The organism is Spiribacter halobius (assembly GCF_020883455.1).
GTDB classification, from domain to species: Bacteria; Pseudomonadota; Gammaproteobacteria; order Nitrococcales; family Nitrococcaceae; genus Sediminicurvatus; species Sediminicurvatus halobius.
Genome location: NZ_CP086615.1, coordinates 2,559,836 through 2,574,202, shown reverse-complemented (window position 1 = coordinate 2,574,202; position 14,367 = coordinate 2,559,836). Strand labels below are relative to the sequence as shown.

Sequence of the window (14,367 nt, the reverse complement as noted above, 5' to 3'; positions counted from 1 at the left end):
TCAGGGACGTCCCGGCGCCCGTCTTCGGGCCTCCCCGCTGGCGCGGGCCGCGCGCCTCCGACCGTGGGGAACGCGCAGGAAAAGTCCGAGCAGCACCAGGTAGGCCAGCGCCCAGAGGGCCGCGGCCGCGAGTAGCGCCGGCTCGCTGCCGGGCTGCAGCAGCCGCAGCGCCGCTGCGCCTGCGAGCAGCAGCGTGCCGATGACCGGTTCGGGTGCCGCCGCGGGATCGGCGCCGGCCTTGACGAGCCAGATGCGCGCCATCACCGATACGGTGAGCGTGCCCATGGCGCCGACGGTGATCGCGTGCACGGCCTCGCCGCGGCCGGGTACCCCGAGCAGGGCGCTCGCGCCCCAGAGCAGCAGGCCGACAGCGAGCCACGCGTAGCCGGCGCCGAGGCAGAGCAGGTCCGGGCGGTGGCGACTCCACCACAGACGCCAGCGTGCGAGGCGCACAGCCGCGACCACGCCCGCGAGCACCAGCGCGGTGCCGCCCGCGACCCTCGCGCCAGGTATCAGCATGGCCACCAGGGCGATGGCCATGAGCAGCAGCAGGGCAGCCTCCAGACGCGGCTGCACGCGCGCCTCCAGGTGATGCCCGGCCTGCCGGGCGGCACCGGCCGCGGCCGGCGCGATGATGCGTCCCGCCATGAAAAGCATGAGCACCGCGAATAGCAGCACGCCGGCATGCACGGCCGCATAGCGCGCCGGTGTGCCAAGGCTGGCTCCGGCGGCGTGGAAGGCCGTTGCGGCCAGGCTGATGGCGATCAGGATGGGGGCGAAGGCCTGGTTGCGGAGCTTCTTCGCCGCGCTCAGGAACCGTGGCGCGGCCACCGCGGCGACGAGCAGCGCGAAGCCGCTGCCGGCGAGAGCGGCAACGGGCCCCGCGGGAGCCACCAGGGTGGCGGTGCGCGCCAGCAGCCAGAGGCCGAGCAGCAGCGCGAGCACAGCCGGCCGCTCGCGACTCAGCAGGAATCCGGCCGCCACCAGGAGGCCGAAGCCGAAGAGCAGCTCCTGGGCGTGCCCCCACGGCGTCGCCAGAGGGGGCAGGGGCGCCATGCCGTGCAGGGCCAGTACGGAGACCGGCAGCGCAATGGCCCCATAGGCCGCGGCGACCGGAAAGAACACCGGGTAGGCCGGGTGCCGCCGCGAGCCGCCTGTCAGCTTGCCCATTCAGTCATGCCCGCCCCGGCGCGCCGGCGGCGGCGATCCGGACCCGTTTTCCGGCCCGGGATTCAGGTAGTGTCTGAGGTAGCAGTAGGAGCCGATCAGGCGCAGGCGATACACCGGCTCGGCGGCCGGGGCCGAGCGGTTGAGCACTGCCCGGCGGTAGATCCCGCGGGTGCGCCGCGCGAACGCCTGCGCCTCCCCAGGACTGCGCGTGCGCTCGAGAAAGCGGACACGCTCGGCCTCTAGCTCCTGACTCCTCGCGAGTTCCTGCCGGACGTCCATTGGATGCCCCTCGGCGCACGGGCAGCCGATTACCATGGGATCGAGCCAGCGAGCAAAGTATAACAACTAGCGTGGGTACTTGTTATGAGCTTGAGTGGGAACGCCTGTGCACGCGCGGCTATCCATAGGGATTCGCTTGCGGCGCCCGCATCCGGCGGGCGACGCTGCGCAGCAGGCCGAAAAACGTGACCAGCCAGGCTGCGAGCGCGACATAGAAGCATGCCGTCGGCAGCGGTTGGAGAAAGGAGAGCTCCATGGCCTCCACCATTTGCGTCGTGGCCGCGGTGTACATGCCAAGGGGGAACACCAGACCCCAGTACAGCGGGTCGTAGACGAACGGAAACCGCCGAATGAAATGCCGCCAGATGCCCAGGAGGAGCAGCATTGGTATCCACCACGTTCCAGTGGCCCAGTAGAACACCGTGAAGCCCTTGATGAAGGGCTGCAAAGACTCGAGGTAGGGGGCATCGGGGCTGTTGACGATGAGCAGCGACCCGGCGAGGGTCGATATGGCCATCGCGCCCATGCTGATCCAGTAGGGCGGCGCGAGGTCTCCAGGCGAGAAGGCGAAGAAGTAGTACCGGTAGAAGATCAGCGCGATCATCCAGATGTAAAGCATTCCGCCCCATAGCCACATGGACAGGGCGAGAAAGTTCAGCTCGAGCCGGTATGGCTGCGCCCAGTGCGGCGCGAGATGGGCGCTCAGCACCGCGATGGACTGCGTCGCCACTACGGCAAGCAGCCAGGCACCATTGATGCCCCGCTCCAGGGGTGGCTTGTCCTCCTTGGCGACGAAGATCGTGAACACGCTGTAGGTGATGCCGAGCCAGAGCAGGCAGGCCAGGGCCCACAGGGCGAGGGCGACCCTCTGTGCACCGGCCAGCAGTACGAACTGGCTGCCGAGCACGGCGGTGCTCGCCACCCATGTGAAGTACCCTGGCCCGCGTGCATGATCGGTCAGGTCGCTGACGAAGCGACCAGGGAACCAGCACAGGCGCAGGCCATGCAGGATCAGCAGCAACACGTAGAACAGGCCGTTGAGGTAGAAGAGCGCGTGGGCGAGCGGGCCGAAGCCGAGCATCTGCGCGGCGATGGAAATCACCCCGGTGGCCATTACCAGGGCAAAGTAGGCCGGGGAGAGATCGCGCACCGCAGCCGTGATCTGTGATGACGCCGGCATGAACTCTGTTCTCCGTTCCCCGCATCGGGGGCGCCGCTTCCGGAGGCCCACCTGCGGTGCTCCCCCGGAGTGCATGCAGCCCGGCCCCCTGGGCATGTTCCTTCGGCAGGGTGGCAGGGCGCTCGGTAACTAGTAAACTTAGTACTAATATATGGGTGTGTCCGAGGCCATGCCCGCAGGCGCACGGAGGACTCCGTCATGGATCGCAGCTTTCCCCGCTTCATCCCCGAAACCGCCCCCCTGGCGCGGGTGTTCTGGCTGTATGGGGTCATTCCCAGCAACGTGCTCTGGATCGCGCTGCTGGCCATGCTCTGGAGTCGTTCATCGGCGGCGCTTATCGCGACGCTGGGCGCCGTTCTGCTGGTGTACACCGGGTGGATCGTCGTGGCCGTGTGGGCCGCGGCCGACAATGTGAACAAGGAGCTCTACGGCGTGCTCGCCCGCTGGCTGACGGTGGCCTGGGCGTTGAACACCATCCTCTTCCTGGGCTTCCTGCTGGTGGATCTGAGCGCGTGAGGCGTGGCGCCTGCGGAAAGCGCGGTAATGGTGGAGGTATCTGCGATCCCGTGGGATCAGTCGACACGCTGACCCGTGTAGCAATACTCCCGATAGGATCGGTAAGGTCGGATGCCCGCGCGAAGTGTTCCGCGGTTCTCCGGTTTCGCGCGATGATTGCTGCGCTTGCTCCCCGTCAATGCCCCACGTCCCAGCAAGTCCCTGTCCTCCCGATCCGTTCGTCGCGATTCTTAGATCAATCGAGCACATGGACAGCGGCAGCACCATCGACCCGCATCCGGACCACCATCGGGTCGCCATCGTCGGCGGTGGGGTCGCCGGCATAGGTCTAGCCGCGGCTCTGCGCAGCTTCGAGCGCTCCCTCGAATTCACTCTCGTCGAGCTGGCACAGACGCACTGCTATTAGCCCGCGCTCACGCTCGTCGGGGGGTGGGCTGCCATCCAGGATATCGCGGTCGCCACGGGGTCGAGCGCCGCGCCGGGCGTGAACCAGGGGTGCTGTGGCAATGGCGGCGGTGGACAAGGTGGCCAGGGCAATGGCTACCCAAAGGGTCAGCTCGCGGAGCGCGGCAACGATCGGCCGGAGCGACTCGATCTGCTCTGACAATCCCGACACTTCCCTCCGAACCCACGTAGCACCGAGACCTGGGGCGGCCGTCCGTCCCGCATGCCTGCGAATAAAACTGCATGCCGTGTCCCGGGGGAACATAGCGAAGAATTTCGAGGAGTAATATCTGTGGTATTGATGGACGAGACCGTCCGGTCCCGCGGGTTTCCGGGTCGGGGGCAGCATGGGGCTCGAAAACGGCAGTGAGGGGCCATATATTGGTAATGGCGCCGCAGCGTGGCGATGCTCGCCACCGGGGAACTGCCGTGAATGGGCGCCCCGAATATTGTGGGCCCTCCGATCCCGGATTGCGGACCGCGGCGGGACAGACACCGTCCGGCTCCCGCTTTCCGGGCGTTTGCCGTTGTATCCCCCACCCCGGACGCCCCGATCCGTGGCGTCGTCCCCGGGGTCGTTTTCGGGAGGCAGTCCGATGGCCGAAAGCTTCTCTCCGTTGTCCAGGTTCGACGTCGAGCGTCTGGAATCGCTGCTTGGCCGGCAGTCCGGCCCTTCCGCCGGCGCCGATCACGTGGCCGATCTCGCGGTCCGCATCCAGACCTGCGATCAGGCGGATCCGCTGGCCATGCCGCGCGACGTGGTGACGATGAACAGCACGGTGGCCCTCGACAACGTCATGACGGGAAAGCGGTTCCAGTGCACGCTCGTGTTCCCGCATGCGGCGGATTCGAGCGCCGGGGCGATCTCCGTGCTGGCCCCGCTGGGGGCTGCGCTGCTGGGCTCGCGTGTGGGCGACACGCTGAACGTGGCCACTCCGGGGGGAAGCTGCCGGTACCGGGTGGAGGCGCTCGTGTTCCAGCCGGAGGCGGCAGGGCGCTTTGACCTCTAACCCCGCCCGCCGCTGCGGTCGCCGCGTGCCGGCGCCCGCAGCGGCGGTGGGTGGCGTCATTCCAGCCGCAGGGGGACGGACGCGAAGCCGCTGGCCGGATAGACAGCAGGCTGGGGCGTCGCCTGCGGTTGCGGCGCCAGCCCGGCGACGTCCAGCGGCGCGCCGGGACAGACGTGCAGGCCCTCACCCCAGAGCAGGTTGCGGGACTGATCCCGCGCCGGGCGGTAGGCGAGGGGGCCGCTGAAGGCCGCCGGATCCCGGTTGGCGGGCACCCAGAGCAGCGTCACGCGATCCCCGGCGGCGACCGGCTGGCCGGCGATGGTCGTGTCCCGGGTGACGCGGCGGCGGTTGGCGAGCAGCGGCCCGTGCAGGCGCAGGACCTCCTCGATGGCGTCGGGGACCGCGGCCGGGTCTGCGCGCAGGCGTTCCTGCTCCGCCGGGTGTCCGGCAAGGAAGGCGCCGATGATGCCGAGGGAGGCCGCCAGGGTGCCGACCTCCCCCATGGTCCAGTTGCGCAGGATGCTGACGATCTCCGCGTCCGTGAGCCGCCGTCCGTCCACCTGCTCATGGAGGAGCCGTGTCGTGCGGTCCGGCGGTGCGTCGTCCCCAAGGGCGCGGCGCTCGTCGAGCAGCGCCACCACCAGGGCATCCAGCTCGGCGGCGATCTCGGCCAGGGCCTGGCGGTCCTGCTCCCGGGTAGCCGCCTCGTTGCGCCGCGCTCATTCCGCAAGCCGCGCCTCCACCGAGCGCGGCCAGCCGAGGAAGGCGCACTGGGCGCGGACTGCGAAGGGTTCGCAGAAGGCACTGACGAGGTCCACATCCCCCGCGCCGCGTGCAGCCTCGGCCAGCTCGCGGGCGATGCCGTCGAGCTCGGGCTCCAGTCCGGCCACCTCGGCGGGCTCGAAGTAGCGCTCGACGAGGCGCCGGAAGGGCGTGTGCTGGGGCGGATCCATGCCGTTCGGCACCGACAGGTGCCGCGAGACCGAGTTGCTGAAGGTCTCGGGGTCGTGCAGCACCGCGCGGATGCCGGCGTTGTCCGTCAGGGTCCAACCGAGCAGCCCGCTGCCTGCCACCGGGCAGCGCGCGCGCAGGCCGTCGTAGGCGGCGAGCGGATCCCGCGTGACCTCCGCTCTGCGTGGGTCCGAGTTGCATGGGCAGTGCTGGCTCACGATGTGGCTCCCCGCTTTCGCGGCACGGGCGTGGCATGCGGCCTGCCGGCGCCCGAAGCAGTCGATGAAATGCCTCTTCCTGCGCGGCGTACGGTACCGTTGCACGAGGGGCGCGTCACGGATTGCGCGTTGCGTATGGGGACCAGGTGTTATGCGGGGTCGGCTCGTTGGTCGGGCAGGGGCAGGTAGGCGCTGCTGTTACCGCCGGCAGGGCGGAAGGCGGGTGCCGCGCGTATGGCCCGGTAGCTCAGGTGTCGTCGCAGACCGGGCAGCGCAGGTCCGTCGCCGTGCCGGCTGGCCAGAATCCACCCGCTTCGTGCTCAATGCGGCGCCGCAATGCGTCGTATCCGGGCTCGTCCAGCGGTGGAGAACTGAGCCCGCAACGCCAGTGGCAGGCCGTGATGAGCTCGATCCAGTCGGCGGGGCGGAGGTCCCGTTCCAGGGCGGGGAATGCCTCTGCCTCCTCACGCGCCATGAGCGCCTGGTAGCTGCGCACGTAACGCAGGCCGAGCCGGGCGAGTCGTTGCCGCGGAACCAGCAGTCCGTCGATGACCTCGCTGACCAGGCGCTGCAGCTTGCGCCCGCCGGTGGCGATGCGGCCCCGAGCGCGGCCCAGCTCGGCACTCAGGCCGGTGAGCTCGGGCCTGCGCTGCGCCAGGGCTTCGAGCAGGCGCGCCTCGAAGCGGTGGTGAAGGTGCTCGGGCTCATCAGCGAGGTAGTCCAGCAGCTCCGCCATCACCTCGAAATCCGGCGAGCCGCCGTCGTGGGTGCTGAAGAGCTGGCGCTCGAGGATGGCGAGGAGCCCGCGCAGCTGGCGGTGCTCCTCGTGCAGCACGTCCAAGGGGTGCTGGCTCATGGCGGGTCCTCCTCATATGAAGTGTAAAGCAGTATACGATCTACGGCTTTAAATGGAAGGCGTTCATCTGGAAGCGCGGACGGCAGGGGATTACCCGAACGTGACGGTGCGCAGCTGGTCTGCCAGCTGGTGCCGGGGTGCGATGAGATCGGCCAGCGTGTAGCGGTCAAGCACCTCGAGAAAGGCGCGCAGGGCCTCGTCGAGGGCGCCGCGCAGCACGCACACCGGGGCCAGGCAGCAGGTGTTGTCGCTGCCGAAGCACTCCACCAGCTCGAGGCTCGTCTCCGTGCGCCGCACCAGCTCGCCGACATTGATCTCCTCCGGTGCCCGCCGCAGCCGGATGCCGCCGCGCTTGCCGCGCACCGTTTCGATGTAGCCGATGCGCCCGAGATCGAAGACCACCTTCATGACATGGTTGCGCGAAATGCCGTAGGCCTCGGCGATCTCGCTGATGGTCGCGAGCCCCTCGCCGCGCACCCCCAGGTACATCAGCACGCGCAGGGAGTAGTCGCTGTAGCGCGTGAGCTTAATGGGAACCGGTTCCTCGCAGTGGGCCGCAGCGGGGTGGAGAGTTTCTCGCCCCGCAACTGAGCCCTTTAATGGTTCATTCAGGATAATGGTTAGACGCGTCGCTAGCGACCACTGGAAGAGCGGGGAGGTGGAGCGCGCTTGCCCATGGGCTATAAACAGTATAGCCATTACTGGTTAAATGGAATGCACGGTGGGGTGGAGCCCCGCCCCGTCTGCCATGCTGTTGGTGACGCGGTACCGCGGCCCTTCCGAGCTGATCCACGCGGTCCGCAGCGCCATACCTCTGGGAGGGTAAGCCCATGACCGGACAACGACCCGGGGCGCGCCGCAAGGACCTGACGCCGGAGGTGGAGACCGCCTGGCGGGCCTTCAGCCGCGCCGTCTTCGCTTCCGGCGCGCTGGACGCGAAGACGAAGCAGCTGATCGCGGTGGCCGCTGCCCACGTGACCCAGTGCCCCGACTGCATCCGCGGGCACACCCACGCCGCCCGCCGTGAAGGCGCCGACGAGGCGGAGCTGCTGGAGGCCATCTGGGTGGCGGCGGAAATGCGGGCCGGTGGTGCGGTGGCGCATTCGCGCCGCGCCTTCGATGCCTACGACGAGGGTGCGGGAGGACAGTGACGATGCTGATACGCGACTCCAGCGAGCGCCCGCGAGGCACCCTGCTCAAGCGCTTCCCGGTGCCCCGCAGCCAGGGGCTATCGCCGGGCTCCCGGGTGCGCGCCGGGCGCGAGTGGCCGGCGCCCGCCAACGCCCGGCGCCTGCGCACGCTCCAGGTCTACCGCTACGATCCGGAGGGTGACGAGGGGCCGCGCCTCGACACCTACCGGGTGGATGCCGAGGCCTGCGGGCCGATGCTGCTCGATGCCCTCATCCACATCAAGAACACGGTGGATCCCACCCTCACCTTCCGGCGCTCCTGCCGCGAGGGCGTCTGCGGCTCCTGCGCCATGAACATCGACGGCACCAACTGGCTGGCCTGCACCCGGGCGCTCACCGAGACCGACGAGCCGGTTCAGGTCTATCCGCTCAACAACCTCCCGATCATCAAGGATCTCGTCGGCGACCAGCGGCACGCGTTCGCGCAGTACGAGCTGATCCGGCCCTGGCTGCGCGCGGACACGCCGGCCCCGGATGCGCACGAGCGGCTGCAGTCGCCGGAGGAGCGGGCCCGTCTGGACGGGGCCTACGAGTGCATCCTCTGCTTCTGCTGCACCTCCGGCTGCCCGAGCCACTGGTGGAACGGCGACCGCTTCCTCGGCCCAGCGGTCCTGCTGCAGGCCTACCGCTGGCTTGCGGACAGCCGTGACGAGGCCACCGGCGAGCGCCTCGACGAGCTCGAGGACCCCTTCCGGCTCTACCGCTGCCATACCATCCTCAACTGCACCCGCACCTGCCCCAAGGGCCTGAACCCGGGGTGGGCCATCGCCGAGATCAAGCGGATGCTGCTGGAGCGCAACCTCTGAACCCCGGAGGGTCGATCGCATGGCCGCTGACCGCCGCCGCCCGCTCTCGCCCCACGTGCAGGTCTACCGGCCGCAGCTCACCTCGGTGCTGTCCATCCTCCATCGCCTGAGCGGCCTGCTGCTGGGTCTCGCGGCGCCGGCGTTCGTGCTCTGGCTGGCGGCGGTGGCCGCCGGGCCGTTCTGGTATGCGACCGCGCGCGCCCTGCTGTCGGGGCCGGTGGGGCGCGTCGCGCTGCTGGTGGTCGTGTTCGCCTTCTTCTATCACCTCTGCAACGGTGTCCGGCATCTGGCCTGGGACGCCGGCTACGGCTTCGAGCTGCGGCGCATCTACGCCTCAGGCTGGACGGTGGTGCTGGCGAGCCTGCTCCTCACCGCGCTCACCGCGCTGCTCGCCCTGCTGCCGTGGGGAGCCTCGTCATGAGTACTGACCGCCGGACGCCCCTCGCCCGTGCCCGCGGGCTCGGCAGCGCCCATGCCGGCGTCGGCCACTGGTGGCGGCAGCGACTGACGGCCGCGGCGCTCGTGCCGCTCGGGCTGTGGCTCGCGGTCGCGCTGGTGCGCCTCAGCGGCGCGCCGCACGCGACCGTCCAAGCGTGGCTGGCGGCACCCTGGAACGCCATCGCGATGCTGCTGCTGCTGGCGGTGGCCGGGCTTCACCTGGCGCTCGGCCTGCAGGTGATCGTGGAGGACTACGTGCACCGCAAGGCGGCCGCGGTCGCGCTGCGGGGGCTGGTGACGGCGGGCTGCCTCGGGCTGTTGGCAGTCGGCGGTTACGCCGTGCTGTACGTGGCCTTCGGTCGCTGAGCCATCAACCCCCTCCCGGGTGTCTGGGTTGTGCAGCGCACCGGCTATAAGTAATAATACAAATACTTCTTCCAAGGGAGGTGCGTCATGCAAGTACCGGGCTATGCCGATGCCTATACGCTTGCGATCCCGGCGGGCGAGCTCGAGGCCGTGGCGAGGGCCTGCGGCCCGGACTGCGCGGCGGCGACTCCCGAGCAGCGGCGATGCTGCGCCCGGGCGGCACTGCGCGGGCGCGTCTGCCCCTGCCTTGCCGGGGCGCCGCAGCTCGCGGACAGGCTCAGCGGGGTGCTCGAGCGCGAGGCGCTGCAGGCTGCCGGCGCGCGCCGGGAGGCCGCATGGGACGCATGACCACGGCCGCCCCCGTGCCGGCACCCACGGACGCCCCGGACGCCACGGGGCTCGGCACGCGACGCGAGCCCTGTGAGCTCCAGGTACTCGATACCGCGCTGATCGCCCCGGACACCCTGCGCCTCGGCCTTGCCCGGGTGGACGGTGCCCCGGTGCGCTACGAGCCGGGGCATTTCTGCAATCTCGCCATTCCCGGCCCGCAGGGCGAGGTCTGGCGCAGCTACAGCGTGGCGACACCGCTGCGTTCCGGCGAGGCCCGCGAGCGGATCGAGGTGGTGGCGGCGGCCGTGCCGGGCGGGCTCGCCACCGAGTACCTGTTCGCGCGCCGCCCGGGGGACCGGCTGCGGGCCAGCGGCCCGTTCGGGCGCCTGCTGCTGCCCGGCGAGGATCCGGAGTACTACCTGCTCATGGGCACGGGCACCGGGCTCGCCCCCTATCGGGCCATGCTGCCGGAGATCGAGCAGCGTGCCGCCGGCCGGGCGCTGCGGGTGACCGTCGTCATGGGCGTACGCTCGCCCGCTGCGGCGCTCTACCTGGACGAGTTCCGCGGCTTCGTCGCCCGGGACCCGCAGCACCGCCGTCTGTGGGTGCACTACAGCCGCGAGCTCCCGGAGACGCCCGCGGCGGATGAGGCCGCCGGCTACGTGCAGCAGGGCCTGCCGTTCCTCGGCCTCCTGCCGGCCACCACGCTGGCCTACCTCTGCGGCAACCCGGGCATGATCGACGCCGCGGCCGGCTGGCTGGGCGCGGCGGGGTTCCCTCGCCGCCGCGTCGTGCGCGAGAAGTACCAGTCGCGCCCCACAGCAGGTTGAGGGGCGGAACGTGACGGCAAGGGGTTCGCACGCGCCGGCGGAGCGTAACACCAAGGGCGACATCCTCCAGGTCGTCCTCGCCGGCCTACCGGGCCAGCGACTGCCCGCTACCGACGCCGGGCCGGAGGCAGACCCGCCGCCTCGGCGCCTGACCATTGTCTACGGCTCGGAGACCGGAACGGCCGAGGAGCTCGCCGAGCGCGCGGGTGAGCTCGCCACCGCATGGGGCCTGTTCGTGCGGGTGCGGGACATGGCCGACTGCGGCGTGGAGTCGCTGCGCGCCGAGCCCTTTCTCATGGTGATCACCGCCACCTATGGCGATGGCGAGCCGCCGAATGCCGCCACCGACCTGCATGAGCGCCTGCACGAGCCGGACGCCCCGCGGCTCGACGGGGTCAGGTTCGCCGTGCTCGCGCTCGGTGATTCCTGCTATCGGCAATTCTGCCAGGCGGGCCGGGACTTCGACGCACGCCTTGCGGAGCTGGGCGCTGCGCGCCTCGTCCCACGCATGGACTGTGACGCGGACAGCGAGGCGGACTTCGAGGAGAACGCCGAGCACTGGATCGACAGCGCCCTGGAGCGCTTCGCGGAGCATGCCGGTGTCGCCGCGCCCGCGAGATGCACCTGATCGCGGCCGCCAACGGGAGCCTGCGGAAGACATGCGCGAATCGAGCGACGAGCCTGATCCCCACGCACTCGAGCGGGCGTTCGATCGCGCGGCCGCGACCTACGACCGGGCGGCCGTCCTGCAACGGGAGATCGGTCGCCGGATGCTCCAGCGAATGGAGTTCATCCGCCTCGCGCCGGAGCGGGTGGTGGATCTGGGGGCGGGCACGGGCGAGCGCACCGTGGATCTGCGCCGGCGCTTCCGCAAGGCCCGGGTCATTGCCCTCGACCGCTCCCGCGGGATGCTGCAGCGAGCCCGCAGCCGCGGGAGCTGGCTACGGTCGCTGCCGGTCATCCGTGGGGATGTCCGCAGCCTGCCGCTGGCCGACCGCAGCGTGGACCTGCTGTTCGCCAATGCCGTGTTTCACCTCTGTCGCGATCTGAGCGCCCTGTTCCGGGAGTGTCAGCGGGTGCTGCGCCCCGGTGGCCTGCTGATGTTCACCACCTTTGGCCCGGATACCCTGCGAGAGCTGCGGGAGAGCTGGACCGCTGCCGACGATCATCGCCACGTGAACGACTTCGTGGATATGCACGATATCGGCGATGCCCTGGTATCCGCCTGGTTCGGCGATCCGGTGGTGGACGTGGAGCACTTTCGCCTCACCTACGCGACTCCCGTCGATGTCATGCGGGATCTGAAGGCCATGGGGGAGCAGACGATCCAAGGCGGACGCGCGCCGGGTCTGACTGGGCGCGGGCGCTGGCAGCGCATGGCCTCAGCCTACGAGCGCTATCGGGACCCGAAGGGTCGGTTACCGGCCACCTGCGAGGTGATCTATGGTCACGCCCGGGCCACCGGCGTGGTTCCCCAGAAGCGAGCGGATGGCGGTGGGACGGACTTCTATCTGGATTTCTTTGTTGGCCAGGGCCCCGGGGTGCAATCCGATGATGGGTGTGGCCGCTGCTCCGTTGATGCGCGCAATCAGGCCCCGCAGTCACCGGGCAGTCGAATATTCAACGGGTGCGTGGAGTTGCGCCCATGTTCAGTTACAGCCTGAACTCCCAGGCCGATGCTGGTCGGAAGCCGTCCGCGGCGTGGGCGGATCTGCCGGGTGCGCGCGCGACGGCAGCGCAACCGTTCGTCATTGTGGCGTTCACGGCCATCGTCGCCGGCGGCCTCTGCGCGGCGGCCATCGCGCATGCGCCGAGCCGCGCCATCGTCTGGATGGTGGCGTACTTGGTGCTGGTGGTGGGTGCGGGGCAACTGGTGCTCGGACTGGGGCAGGCCCTGCTTGCGGCCGAGGCGCCGTCGAGGGCGCGGGTAGCCCTCGAGTGTGTCGTGCTCAACGCGGGCAATGCCGGCGTCATCGCTGGGGTCCTCTCCGAGCGCTTCATCGTTGTGGCGGCGGGAGAAGCCCTGTTCGCGGTGGCGCTGGGATGCTTTCTCGCCGGCACGCGCGCGGCGACGCACCGCCCGCTGCTGCTGGCCTATCGCACGATTGCCGGCATCCTGCTCGCGGGCGCAATCGTCGGGCTCGTGCTGTCTGCGCGCTCCTGACCTGCCGCTTCGCGAGGGCACACCGGGGGCTGCGAGCCGATACGATATGAGTATTAGTCGTGCCCACGTTGGCCTGGGCCCCGGGCGGGCTGGCGAAGTGGCCCATCGGGACCCGACGCTGGTCGGGAGAAGGTCAGTCCTCCCTCCAGTAATCATTCGCGGCGGCGATGGTCTGGAAATGGATGGCAATCACTTGGGAGACGTTGATCAGGCTATCCGCGTCCTGTGCATAGGCACCCCGCAGCGACTTCCGCACCTCGGGGTCGGTCTGGGTGGTGGCAACCCCGCGCTGCGATAGGGTGACCGCGAGCTCGAAGCCCTCTGCCGGAGTCTCGGTGATGAGGCTCAGCGAGTCATCCTGCGCGAACACCGTGCCCAGCGGGGTGAGCGCGAGCAGCGTTGCCGCCACCACAGCGTGCAGCGCTAACACGGCGGGGTGGCGGTAGCGGTTGCTGGTATCCATGATCCTCTCCCTCTCGCGTTGTCGATTATCGGTCCGTGCCATGAGGCAGCGGCCAACAAAACATAACATATACACGGAATACATGTTAATATGGGAGACATTCGACGGCGTGGACACCGAATCGGCTCGTGTCGTCGCAATGGGTGCGGTCGGGAGACCGGGAATGGTCCACTGACCCAGTGATCAACGTGGTGAGAGAGGCGGTCATGTCCGCAGGTGTCTTGCTCAAGCGCGTGCGTGACCCGGTGGAGGAGGGTGACGGTACGCGTGTGCTTGTGGACCGGGTCTGGCCGCGCGGCGTGCGCAAGGCCGATGCCGCGGTGGACCGCTGGCTGAAGGAGGTCGCGCCCTCCACCGAGCTGCGCAAGTGGTTCGGCCACGACCCGGAGCGCTGGGCGGAGTTCCGCCGGCGCTACCGACGGGAGCTTGCCGACGTGCCGGAGGCGCTGCGCGAGCTCATGGCCTTGTGTCGCCGCGGGCCGGTGACGCTGCTGTTCGGCGCCCGCGACCGCGAGCACAACCAGGCGGTGGTGCTGCGCGAGGTGCTGCGCGAGGAGCTCGCGGCCGAGGACGAGCCCCGGGAGCCGGCGTCGCCGGTCTGCTACGCGGACCAGTTTCCGCAGCGATGAGCCGGCCGGAGCGGCTGGGAGGTGCCATGCGAACTCTGACCGATGACCGGGGCCGGCGCTGGAGCGTGGACGTGACCTTCGGTTCCTACGGCACCCATGTGCTGATCTTCGCCCTGCAGGGCGGGAGCGAGGTGCGCAAGACCGCCCTGGGTGCCGACTCGCAGATCGAGGCGGCGCAGACCCTGGAGGGGATGAGCGACGAAGCCCTGGCCGAGGAGTTTGTCGCCTTGGTTCCGTGTACGAGGAATCGCCGCTCGGCATCTGGCGAAGCGCTGGCCGAAGGCCCGCGGGAGCGGCGCCCCCGCCGCGAATCGATGAGATACGCGGGCTAGCTAGCCCGTTGGCTGACTGTTGCGTGGGCCCTGAACACGATTCTGTTTCTAGGATTCTTGCTCATCGATCTCGGGGCCTGAGGTCTAGTGCGGTGGTTGGAGGTCGCGTATCAGTGTGGGCCGCGATGCCCGCCCCAGTGAGGTGCCAACACGGTGTATTGTGCCTCCGCCGTAACCTCGTGAGACTGTTCTCAG

At 69.6% G+C, this 14,367-nt stretch carries 22 protein-coding genes; 14 read left to right on the top strand and 8 right to left on the bottom strand.

Annotated features, from left to right (window positions below; genetic code table 11):
• From LMH63_RS11770 to LMH63_RS11760, 3 genes are all read right to left on the bottom strand, one after another.
• Positions 1 to 1,170, bottom strand: a complete 1,170-nt coding sequence (locus LMH63_RS11770) for an NnrS family protein (RefSeq protein ID WP_229332572.1) — start codon at positions 1,168 to 1,170, stop codon at positions 1 to 3.
• Complete coding sequence (locus LMH63_RS11765) at positions 1,171 to 1,449, bottom strand: hypothetical protein (protein ID WP_229332571.1); 279 nt, start codon at positions 1,447 to 1,449, stop codon at positions 1,171 to 1,173.
• Positions 1,450 to 1,567: 118 nt separating this feature from the next.
• The gene (locus LMH63_RS11760) at positions 1,568 to 2,629 is read right to left on the bottom strand and encodes a tellurite resistance/C4-dicarboxylate transporter family protein (protein WP_109680401.1); all 1,062 of its coding nucleotides are present in this window, start codon (positions 2,627 to 2,629) and stop codon (positions 1,568 to 1,570) included.
• 198 nt (positions 2,630 to 2,827) lie between these two features.
• On the opposite strand from LMH63_RS11760, the gene LMH63_RS11755 reads away from it, so the two are divergent.
• The 3 genes from LMH63_RS11755 (at position 2,828) to LMH63_RS11745 (ending at position 4,599) form a co-directional block, all read left to right on the top strand.
• Positions 2,828 to 3,145 (top strand): hypothetical protein, encoded by a 318-nt coding sequence (locus LMH63_RS11755; protein ID WP_109680400.1) that lies wholly within the window; start codon positions 2,828 to 2,830, stop codon positions 3,143 to 3,145.
• 247 nt (positions 3,146 to 3,392) lie between these two features.
• Positions 3,393 to 3,551 carry a hypothetical protein gene (locus tag LMH63_RS11750; protein WP_158280501.1) on the top strand — a complete coding sequence of 53 codons (159 nt, stop codon included), beginning with the start codon at positions 3,393 to 3,395 and terminating at the stop codon, positions 3,549 to 3,551.
• A 634-nt stretch (positions 3,552 to 4,185) separates the two neighbouring features.
• Entirely contained in the window at positions 4,186 to 4,599 is a 414-nt protein-coding gene (locus LMH63_RS11745; RefSeq protein ID WP_158280500.1) for a GreA/GreB family elongation factor, read from the top strand.
• Positions 4,600 to 4,655: 56 nt separating this feature from the next.
• On the opposite strand, the gene LMH63_RS11740 is transcribed toward LMH63_RS11745, so the two are convergent.
• The 4 genes from LMH63_RS11740 to LMH63_RS11725 all read right to left on the bottom strand — a co-directional run bounded on the left by LMH63_RS11740 (position 4,656) and on the right by LMH63_RS11725 (position 7,155).
• Positions 4,656 to 5,240, bottom strand: coding sequence for a cytochrome P450 (locus LMH63_RS11740; RefSeq protein WP_229332570.1), 585 nt, complete (start codon positions 5,238 to 5,240; stop codon positions 4,656 to 4,658).
• 78 nt (positions 5,241 to 5,318) lie between these two features.
• Positions 5,319 to 5,768 carry a cytochrome P450 family protein gene (locus LMH63_RS11735; protein WP_199225771.1) on the bottom strand — a complete coding sequence of 150 codons (450 nt, stop codon included), beginning with the start codon at positions 5,766 to 5,768 and terminating at the stop codon, positions 5,319 to 5,321.
• Between the two features lie 247 nt (positions 5,769 to 6,015).
• Positions 6,016 to 6,624, bottom strand: a complete 609-nt coding sequence (locus LMH63_RS11730) for a hemerythrin domain-containing protein (RefSeq protein WP_109680398.1) — start codon at positions 6,622 to 6,624, stop codon at positions 6,016 to 6,018.
• Between the two features lie 90 nt (positions 6,625 to 6,714).
• Positions 6,715 to 7,155 carry an RrF2 family transcriptional regulator gene (locus LMH63_RS11725; protein WP_229332792.1) on the bottom strand — a complete coding sequence of 147 codons (441 nt, stop codon included), beginning with the start codon at positions 7,153 to 7,155 and terminating at the stop codon, positions 6,715 to 6,717.
• Between the two features lie 299 nt (positions 7,156 to 7,454).
• Here LMH63_RS11725 and LMH63_RS11720 point away from each other — a divergent pair, with 299 nt between their 5' ends.
• The 9 genes from LMH63_RS11720 to LMH63_RS11680 all read left to right on the top strand — a co-directional run bounded on the left by LMH63_RS11720 (position 7,455) and on the right by LMH63_RS11680 (position 12,748).
• Positions 7,455 to 7,775, top strand: coding sequence for a carboxymuconolactone decarboxylase family protein (locus LMH63_RS11720; protein ID WP_109680393.1), 321 nt, complete (start codon positions 7,455 to 7,457; stop codon positions 7,773 to 7,775).
• Positions 7,776 to 7,777: 2 nt separating this feature from the next.
• Complete coding sequence (locus LMH63_RS11715; protein WP_109680392.1) at positions 7,778 to 8,620, top strand: succinate dehydrogenase iron-sulfur subunit; 843 nt, start codon at positions 7,778 to 7,780, stop codon at positions 8,618 to 8,620.
• Positions 8,621 to 8,639: 19 nt separating this feature from the next.
• Positions 8,640 to 9,041 (top strand): succinate dehydrogenase, cytochrome b556 subunit, encoded by a 402-nt coding sequence (sdhC, locus tag LMH63_RS11710; protein ID WP_109680391.1) that lies wholly within the window; start codon positions 8,640 to 8,642, stop codon positions 9,039 to 9,041.
• Positions 9,038 to 9,424 carry a succinate dehydrogenase, hydrophobic membrane anchor protein gene (gene sdhD / locus LMH63_RS11705; protein ID WP_109680390.1) on the top strand — a complete coding sequence of 129 codons (387 nt, stop codon included), beginning with the start codon at positions 9,038 to 9,040 and terminating at the stop codon, positions 9,422 to 9,424. The genes sdhC and sdhD overlap by 4 nt, the downstream gene beginning before the upstream one ends.
• Before the next feature lie 87 nt (positions 9,425 to 9,511).
• Positions 9,512 to 9,772, top strand: a complete 261-nt coding sequence (locus LMH63_RS11700; protein ID WP_158280498.1) for a hypothetical protein — start codon at positions 9,512 to 9,514, stop codon at positions 9,770 to 9,772.
• On the top strand, positions 9,760 to 10,584 hold the full coding sequence (locus LMH63_RS11695; protein ID WP_158280497.1) for an FAD-binding oxidoreductase: 825 nt from the start codon (positions 9,760 to 9,762) through the stop codon (positions 10,582 to 10,584). The genes LMH63_RS11700 and LMH63_RS11695 overlap by 13 nt, the downstream gene beginning before the upstream one ends.
• A gap of 10 nt (positions 10,585 to 10,594) precedes the next feature.
• Complete coding sequence (locus LMH63_RS11690) at positions 10,595 to 11,212, top strand: flavodoxin domain-containing protein (RefSeq protein ID WP_109680388.1); 618 nt, start codon at positions 10,595 to 10,597, stop codon at positions 11,210 to 11,212.
• Between the two features lie 31 nt (positions 11,213 to 11,243).
• Positions 11,244 to 12,248, top strand: a complete 1,005-nt coding sequence (bioC, locus tag LMH63_RS11685) for a malonyl-ACP O-methyltransferase BioC (protein ID WP_109680387.1) — start codon at positions 11,244 to 11,246, stop codon at positions 12,246 to 12,248.
• A complete protein-coding gene (locus LMH63_RS11680) occupies positions 12,230 to 12,748 on the top strand; it encodes a hypothetical protein (RefSeq protein WP_109680386.1) in 519 nt (172 codons plus the stop codon). The genes bioC and LMH63_RS11680 overlap by 19 nt, the downstream gene beginning before the upstream one ends.
• A gap of 133 nt (positions 12,749 to 12,881) precedes the next feature.
• On the opposite strand, the gene LMH63_RS11675 is transcribed toward LMH63_RS11680, so the two are convergent.
• The gene (locus tag LMH63_RS11675; RefSeq protein ID WP_109680385.1) at positions 12,882 to 13,211 is read right to left on the bottom strand and encodes a hexameric tyrosine-coordinated heme protein; all 330 of its coding nucleotides are present in this window, start codon (positions 13,209 to 13,211) and stop codon (positions 12,882 to 12,884) included.
• Positions 13,212 to 13,417: 206 nt separating this feature from the next.
• Here LMH63_RS11675 and LMH63_RS11670 point away from each other — a divergent pair, with 206 nt between their 5' ends.
• The gene (locus tag LMH63_RS11670) at positions 13,418 to 13,840 is read left to right on the top strand and encodes a DUF488 domain-containing protein (protein WP_229332569.1); all 423 of its coding nucleotides are present in this window, start codon (positions 13,418 to 13,420) and stop codon (positions 13,838 to 13,840) included.
• A gap of 26 nt (positions 13,841 to 13,866) precedes the next feature.
• Positions 13,867 to 14,172, top strand: coding sequence for a hypothetical protein (locus LMH63_RS11665; RefSeq protein ID WP_229332568.1), 306 nt, complete (start codon positions 13,867 to 13,869; stop codon positions 14,170 to 14,172).
• The last annotated feature ends 195 nt before the right edge of the window (positions 14,173 to 14,367 follow it).

Coding starts and splice junctions, on each gene's coding strand:
- LMH63_RS11770 (WP_229332572.1), bottom strand. CDS start 1,170: ATGGGCAAGCTGACAGGCGGCTCGCGGCGGCACCCGGCCTACCCGGTG.
- LMH63_RS11765 (WP_229332571.1), bottom strand. CDS start 1,449: ATGGACGTCCGGCAGGAACTCGCGAGGAGTCAGGAGCTAGAGGCCGAG.
- LMH63_RS11760 (WP_109680401.1), bottom strand. CDS start 2,629: ATGCCGGCGTCATCACAGATCACGGCTGCGGTGCGCGATCTCTCCCCG.
- LMH63_RS11755 (WP_109680400.1), top strand. CDS start 2,828: ATGGATCGCAGCTTTCCCCGCTTCATCCCCGAAACCGCCCCCCTGGCG.
- LMH63_RS11750 (WP_158280501.1), top strand. CDS start 3,393: ATGGACAGCGGCAGCACCATCGACCCGCATCCGGACCACCATCGGGTC.
- LMH63_RS11745 (WP_158280500.1), top strand. CDS start 4,186: ATGGCCGAAAGCTTCTCTCCGTTGTCCAGGTTCGACGTCGAGCGTCTG.
- LMH63_RS11730 (WP_109680398.1), bottom strand. CDS start 6,624: ATGAGCCAGCACCCCTTGGACGTGCTGCACGAGGAGCACCGCCAGCTG.
- LMH63_RS11720 (WP_109680393.1), top strand. CDS start 7,455: ATGACCGGACAACGACCCGGGGCGCGCCGCAAGGACCTGACGCCGGAG.
- LMH63_RS11715 (WP_109680392.1), top strand. CDS start 7,778: ATGCTGATACGCGACTCCAGCGAGCGCCCGCGAGGCACCCTGCTCAAG.
- sdhC (WP_109680391.1), top strand. CDS start 8,640: ATGGCCGCTGACCGCCGCCGCCCGCTCTCGCCCCACGTGCAGGTCTAC.
- sdhD (WP_109680390.1), top strand. CDS start 9,038: ATGAGTACTGACCGCCGGACGCCCCTCGCCCGTGCCCGCGGGCTCGGC.
- LMH63_RS11700 (WP_158280498.1), top strand. CDS start 9,512: ATGCAAGTACCGGGCTATGCCGATGCCTATACGCTTGCGATCCCGGCG.
- LMH63_RS11695 (WP_158280497.1), top strand. CDS start 9,760: ATGGGACGCATGACCACGGCCGCCCCCGTGCCGGCACCCACGGACGCC.
- bioC (WP_109680387.1), top strand. CDS start 11,244: ATGCGCGAATCGAGCGACGAGCCTGATCCCCACGCACTCGAGCGGGCG.
- LMH63_RS11680 (WP_109680386.1), top strand. CDS start 12,230: ATGTTCAGTTACAGCCTGAACTCCCAGGCCGATGCTGGTCGGAAGCCG.
- LMH63_RS11675 (WP_109680385.1), bottom strand. CDS start 13,211: ATGGATACCAGCAACCGCTACCGCCACCCCGCCGTGTTAGCGCTGCAC.
- LMH63_RS11670 (WP_229332569.1), top strand. CDS start 13,418: ATGTCCGCAGGTGTCTTGCTCAAGCGCGTGCGTGACCCGGTGGAGGAG.
- LMH63_RS11665 (WP_229332568.1), top strand. CDS start 13,867: ATGCGAACTCTGACCGATGACCGGGGCCGGCGCTGGAGCGTGGACGTG.